We start from the raw sequence: 6,475 nt of genomic DNA on the forward strand, positions 1-6,475 counted from the left end.
AAGTGCGATAGGAGTGCCTATGAGATATGTAGGCACAAAAAATGCGAAATTCTCGTTGTATTCTGCGTATTTTTGTTGTATGGGATAATATATAGCATTACTCTCCTCAAAATAACGATAATCAAAAGGCACATATAAGGCAATGTAGCATTCAAACACAATACATACAATCACAGATCCTAAAAAGTAGTATTTTAAAAATCCTTCTGCATAAATAGCATTTTTATCAACAAAGCGATTATAGAGATAAAAAATGGGTATATATACCACTAAAAATCCCCATATTAGTCCTATTGTATTTATTGTCCCCCAAAAAGCCCCCAACTCAAAACTCTCAATCATAACTCTATCCGTTCATATAGTGTATGAAACTTATGATTTTTTCTGTCACAAAAACTATCAAGAATAACCCACTTGGTGCGAATATGCCAAATATGATTGTTTTGCCTCTATGCAAAATTTGTGAAGTTTTATTTGTTTGGTGGAGCTTATTGATAACTTGTGTTAAATCAAGTGCGATAGGAGTGCCTATGAGATATGTAGGCACAAAAAATGCGAAATTCTCGTTGTATTCTGCGTATTTTTGTTGTATGGGATAATATATAGCATTACTCTCCTCAGGATAACGATAATCAAAAGGCACATATAAGGCAATGTAGCATTCAAACACAATACATACAATCACAGATCCTAAAAAGTAGTATTTTAAAAATCCTTCTGCATAAATAGCATTTTTATCAACAAAGCGATTATAGAGATAAAAAATGGGTATATATACCAATAAAAATCCCCATATTATTACTATTATGCCCAGTATCCCCAATAAAAACCCCCATTCAAAACTCTCAATCATAACTCTATCCTATCGTGCTATATAAAGTTTCAAAAGGCAAATCTTTGAAATCTAAGGTTTTAATCATATCCTTGCTATATAGTCTAAAATCTAGCCCATAAGGCGTGAATTTTTGGTAATCTTGATAATCTTGGTTGTAGATATAGTATTGATTGGTTTGAGAGGATTGCAAAATATCAGAAAGTTCTACATTAGATGAAGAACTTACTATTTTAAGATAACCAAATCTCTCAGGTTGATATGTCGCCATTTGTCCAATAGACCCCCATATACTAAAAGCCTTTTCTTCAAAGTCCCACGCTCCCACAGGCTGCCCTACTTTGCTAATCGTGCCATCATCATTGAATATATGATATTGGTCTAAAAAATCAAAGCTGTCATAGACATACGCCACCATTTCATCTATGTGGTATTCTAACTTTTCCTTATTATCTTGTATATCTTTTTTGATTGTGATGCAAGCAGGAGCATAGTTGATACTAAACTTCCCGCTACGTGCATAGAGAGATAAATCTCGCATAGTCTCATTCCAAGCTTGCTGACTAAGGTTTTTGCCCGTATCATACACCTCATATACCAATAAACCTTGTCCTATCACGGGCAAGGTATTCTCTGCTCGTCTTAAGGCAAAAGCAGCTAGAGTATCCACACTAAATTGTGTCCCAATAGTGATAAAGGCATTCATACGAGCTTGCTTGAAGAAATCTTTGTCAGCGAAGCTACTGACTTGAAAATTAAGAGTATCGATTTCATAAGGCTTACAAGCAGAAGTGAGTTTATAGCCCTGCGGTATGCTCTCATTTTCTTTCACAAGGATATAGGAATCTACATTTTTATCACTTCTATTGTCTCTCACATCGATTGCAAAATACAGCTTATGCTCACCTTTTGGAAGTTGCTTGAGAATTGTCATTATGTTTGTGTTGTGTAAAAAAGTTTTGTGTATTTGGCTTTTAAATGCTTTGCTATAAATATGCTCTTTGTTGTCTAAATACTCCTTACTTAGTCGCTGTATCAAAGGGAATTTCATATAAAATCTATCCCAATCAAGCGTTGTGTAGAATCTAATAGGGCATTTATGGTCTCTAGGTGTGTGCACCGCATTGCCATAATGCGAATATTTCTCTGCCCTTTGTCTTAGTTCTTTTTCTCGTTGAGATTCTGTATCTCTTGGATATGGCGTATAACGCAAAGTAAGTGGCTCTATACCATGAGACTTTAAGAAGTTTTGTATTTCTGCAAAATGTTGCTGCTCTTGTGGATTTGTAGGTTTTGTTTGCCCTTGTATGCTTGTGTGTTGCAGTGCATTGGTATCAATGGTATCGATTTTGGGGCTATTTTGCCACAAAACCTGCAAGTTATAGCTCACTGCCCAGCCCAATGCAGCTATTTCATTCTTCGTGTTTTTGTAAAACATAAATTCATTATAGCAGCACTCTAGTTCTTTGGGTAGCATACTCTCATCATACGCAGTGGTGTGTATATCTGCTTGTTTAGTATTTGGTGTTTGTGTGTCTTTAAAGCCTTTTTTAATTTTCTGTGCTGCTTCTAACTCTCCAAATCCTGTTGGCATAAATTCCCTCACAACCTTAGTTTAAACATACAATTATACCAAATTTTTAAAACTATATACTAGGCGACTCCCACCTTCCCCATCCCCATATCCTTGTGTTATGATATGCAAATTCACATCTTGTGTATGTCTTGAATATTCTTGTAATCTTGACATATCATCACCATAACTAAAATATATCTCTAGTATTTGTTTGTCTTTGTTTTCTTGTGTTGCTTTAGAATCTTTGTCTATTTTATCTGTTGTATGCAAGGGATTTGCCTGTGTGTCTTTATTTTCTTGTATCTCTTTAGAAACTTTACTTTCTGTATTTGTATTTGTTTACACGGGATTTGCTTGTGTGTCTTTGTTTTCTGTCTCCTCTCTAAATCCCCAATGCTTCTCTTCATACCCTCCATTAATAACTTGAAGTGTGAGTAGAGAATCTATGATTTGTTGTTCTGTGTTGTTTTGGTATTGATTTTGTGTTGTTTTAGAATCTGTATTGTTTTTAGATTCTATAGTTTAAGATTGTGTGTTATTTGTATCTGTTTGCTTAAGTGTTGAGTGTGTGGAATCTTTTTGCTTAGATTGTGTATAAGAGGAAGTTATATCTGTGTTGTGTCCCTTATCTTGTTGAGAGTTTTTAGATTCTCTAGATTCTTTAGCTTGTTTTTGTCTATCTTTAGATTCTATTATAAAATCTAACCCATTTGCTAATTCAATCTCCTTATATTCCCCCTATTGACAATATTTTTTATAAAGCTCTTGCTGACAATTACTTATAGTTTCTTTATTACTATTAAAGACACAAGGATACTTATTTGCATTCTAATCTTGCTTAAATTGCTCACATATAGTTTCTTTTTCTTGCTTTTGGTGTTCATATATTTCAAGCATTTTGGGACTGCATGGATAATCAGATTTTTGTGGAGATTCTATGTATGGGAGGCAGTATTCTAAGTTATGGTTTGTTTTTGATGCACAAGAGCAAAATCCAATCCCATATATCACACCAGGTGAGCCACCAGTTATTATGCAATAGGCAATATCATCAAGAGTATCCACAATATTTAGCCATATTCTTGAGGAATCCTGTGGTGTGCATATTTCATAAAGATTTGGCCTAGCATACACAACATCCAACACAAACCACAACAACAATAAATAACGCATCATATTTGCCTTAGAGCGTGTATGTCTCGTCTACAAGGTTGCTTATCAAAATAAGCATCAGATGTATCATACACATAAAAATATCTAATGTTTATCTCAATATAACGCATATAACTTCGCAACAATACATTAAATGAGTTATATTGAGAATGAGAGATTATATACCATTGTCTAAGTAAGAATAATAACCTATCTTGCACTCTTTGATTGTGCAAAAACACTGTGTTATAACCTCTTATTTCTATTATAGCATTTGAAATCAATATATTCATTTCATTATCTATTGAATTCACATATTTTATTTTAAGACCTATACACCCCACTTTTTTACAAAAACTTGCAACAAAGCTTTGGATATTTTGGTGATTTTCTTGGAGTGTTTCCTTCCATTGTTCCATAAAGATATGTATATCACCAATATAAGCTTCTTGTGTATCTTTTGATAGAGTAGAAAGCCAATCTTTTGTATAAATAGTCTTTATTCTCTCGCTTAAACATTTATTTTTAGCATAGATGTTGTTACTCTTATATTTAGCAGTATTGTAAGATTCATACTCTTTGAGATTATCATAATCAAGTGTATCCTTTGTGTTATATATAGCATTTTCTAAAAAATCTAACATTTCACTAAACCTCTTAGATTTTGAATCTAAGTTCTTTCACTGCTTGATTAAATCTATCATAAGCATTGACATTTAAATAAGATGCACATAATAAAATAAATAAAATCTTTTTCACGCCAATTTCTTCTATAATAATTCCCAAAAACAGAGTTCGCGAACAAATATAGACACTTCCTTATTATTTAAATAATTCGTTACATCAACAAAATTATTTCCATTCCATCAGGTTATTGTCTTCTTTTACTTAGCATACTTGCCCTTTCTCTGTATCATATCCTCATATTCTTTAGAATTATACATATTCAGACAGGCTACAAAATACCAAGGTTGATGTTCGGCGTATAATCCATCGGGCTTAAATTGTGGTATATAGTCATTAATATTAGCCTTAACAAAAACAAAAATCTCATCAATTCTTTCCCTATTCATATATTCGCTAGATGAAAATGCCCTCCAACCTTCTTCTATTGCCTTTGGTAGCTTTTGGTCTTTATAAAATTCACTTATACAAAAAGTTAATCCTATATTCTTTTGTGTAACAAACAGCTTTTTTGCCATTCCTCCCACTCTTGCTCCCAATCATCACTAGTTTCACTACCCAATAAGCAACAAACTATTGCTATCATCATTACAACATATCTCAATACAGCCTCCTTTATTTTAGTTCCCAAAAATAAAGCTTTGTTACGATAATATTTCTGTAAAGCAAATAGTTATTATAAAGATTTGGGTCATAATCCAAAAACTTTTTATCTTTCCCGCTCCATAATGTAACATGTCCTCCCGCATTACTCCACCCACTAATTATCATTGCTACCACTCCATTTTTACTAAACTTTGAAAATTCGTTGTTATAAAAAATTATATTGTCTTGTTTAGTTCTCATAATTTTAGAATCTTTAAGACTTATTTTACTCACATTCCTTACAATATTTCTTCACTATGCGTTCTACTTCAAACTGATAGCCTGACCCATATCCTGTGCCATAATAAAACATTTTTATACAACCTTTAAAATTTTTATAACCTAATTTTGGATTATTATCATTAATGTCATAAAATTCTTTTTCTGTATCAATATATTGCTTTAACTCATTAAATGCAGATTTTGAATCCATTATTTTTATCTTATGCCTAGTGGGGTCAAGCGATAAATTATCAAGTTCTTTTTTAATCTCGCTTTCATCATCTATACCCATACAATATGCCAATCCTAACCAACCCAGCTCTGCGACTTTTCCGTAAGAATCCAAAAACTCCTCTGCATTTGCAATGCAAAAACAAAAAAATGGTGTAATACAAAATAAGGCTATCTTTTTCATTACTCACCCTTTTAATTCCCAAAACTGAAAATCCACCACATTATGGTTACCAATTAAATAATTTTCGCTAATCTCAAAGTCCTCAAAGTGTTTATCTTTTCCATTCCACAAAGTCGTATGTCCCCCTGCATCTACAAAGCCTTTAATTCTCATTACTACAATACCACTTCTATCGAATTTGGAAAATTCGTTGTTATAAAACTTTGCAACTTCATCTCTATCTCTAAAAGTTCTTAAATAATAAGGTTTATCGCTATTTCCCCAATTTAATGTTAAAAAATTTCTAATACCATAAATACTTAAATAATAAAGATTTCCATCGCTTCCATACCATCGTTTATTTTCGTATTTTAATTCTCCTGTATTACTTGGTAGTTTTTTATATTTAAGCAAAAAAGATTCTCCAAGCAATTTACTATAATTTAAAGCATAGCTAATGCGTAAAGCACAAGAATTTAGAGTATAGCGTCTATTAGCTGGTGCAATTTGTATTCCCTGTTGTATTTGTTCATTTTGAATAGTTATTGCTCTTTCATTATTAACGAACTCTTTGTAAGGTTCTCCACCTATTTTTTTAAACACTGCCTCTGCTGCCCCTTTTTTATATTCATTATTGATTGTCGCATAAGACATTTTTATACTTTCCCAACTAGGTCTTCTGCACTCTATATTCGTTGATTTACCTTTACAAGTCGCCTTTAGTATCTCACTCATTTATTTCCTTTTAAATTTGCTTTCTATATCTTGTATGACAACTTCATTATTATTTACTTTTCCATTCACAATAATTTTTTGAGTCCTAGTTCCTAGTTCCACCTCCACTTCCTCCCCATTGTTATAACCTTGCGTAATGATATGCAAATTCACATCACTAGAATGTCTTGAATGCTCTTGTAATCTTGCCATATCATCACCATAACTAAAATACATCTCTAGTATTTGTTTGTCT

Annotated in this window: 10 protein-coding genes and 1 pseudogene; all 11 read right to left on the bottom strand. The window is 32.4% G+C overall.

Features of this window, described 5'->3' with window-relative positions; all coding sequences use genetic code 11:
* The coding region (locus LS81_RS10115) for a hypothetical protein (RefSeq protein ID WP_034348102.1) at positions 1-342 on the bottom strand (342 nt) is incomplete at its 3' end.
* A gap of 4 nt (positions 343-346) precedes the next feature.
* Positions 347-853, bottom strand: coding sequence for a hypothetical protein (locus tag LS81_RS10120; RefSeq protein ID WP_104696561.1), 507 nt, complete (start codon positions 851-853; stop codon positions 347-349).
* Between the two features lie 4 nt (positions 854-857).
* Entirely contained in the window at positions 858-2,426 is a 1,569-nt protein-coding gene (locus LS81_RS12150) for a DUF6402 family protein (RefSeq protein ID WP_034346666.1), read from the bottom strand.
* Positions 2,427-2,459: 33 nt separating this feature from the next.
* Complete coding sequence (locus tag LS81_RS11560) at positions 2,460-2,678, bottom strand: hypothetical protein (RefSeq protein WP_034346664.1); 219 nt, start codon at positions 2,676-2,678, stop codon at positions 2,460-2,462.
* Positions 2,679-3,236: 558 nt separating this feature from the next.
* Positions 3,237-3,581 (bottom strand): hypothetical protein, encoded by a 345-nt coding sequence (locus tag LS81_RS11760; protein ID WP_199769770.1) that lies wholly within the window; start codon positions 3,579-3,581, stop codon positions 3,237-3,239.
* Complete coding sequence (locus LS81_RS10140) at positions 3,581-4,204, bottom strand: hypothetical protein (RefSeq protein WP_034346663.1); 624 nt, start codon at positions 4,202-4,204, stop codon at positions 3,581-3,583. The genes LS81_RS11760 and LS81_RS10140 overlap by 1 nt, the downstream gene beginning before the upstream one ends.
* A gap of 240 nt (positions 4,205-4,444) precedes the next feature.
* Complete coding sequence (locus tag LS81_RS10145) at positions 4,445-4,762, bottom strand: hypothetical protein (RefSeq protein WP_138069925.1); 318 nt, start codon at positions 4,760-4,762, stop codon at positions 4,445-4,447.
* A gap of 97 nt (positions 4,763-4,859) precedes the next feature.
* On the bottom strand, positions 4,860-5,123 hold the full coding sequence (locus LS81_RS10150) for a T6SS effector amidase Tae4 family protein (RefSeq protein WP_233715960.1): 264 nt from the start codon (positions 5,121-5,123) through the stop codon (positions 4,860-4,862).
* Positions 5,116-5,526 (bottom strand): hypothetical protein, encoded by a 411-nt coding sequence (locus LS81_RS10155; protein WP_034348018.1) that lies wholly within the window; start codon positions 5,524-5,526, stop codon positions 5,116-5,118. The genes LS81_RS10150 and LS81_RS10155 overlap by 8 nt, the downstream gene beginning before the upstream one ends.
* Positions 5,527-5,529: 3 nt before the next feature.
* On the bottom strand, positions 5,530-6,240 hold the full coding sequence (locus LS81_RS10160) for a T6SS effector amidase Tae4 family protein (protein ID WP_004083814.1): 711 nt from the start codon (positions 6,238-6,240) through the stop codon (positions 5,530-5,532).
* Positions 6,241-6,475 (bottom strand): annotated as a pseudogene (locus LS81_RS10165) (hypothetical protein); the annotation flags it as partial.

It is taken from the genome of Helicobacter trogontum (genome assembly GCF_000765905.2).
In the GTDB taxonomy this organism is placed as follows: Bacteria; Campylobacterota; Campylobacteria; order Campylobacterales; family Helicobacteraceae; genus Helicobacter_A; species Helicobacter_A trogontum.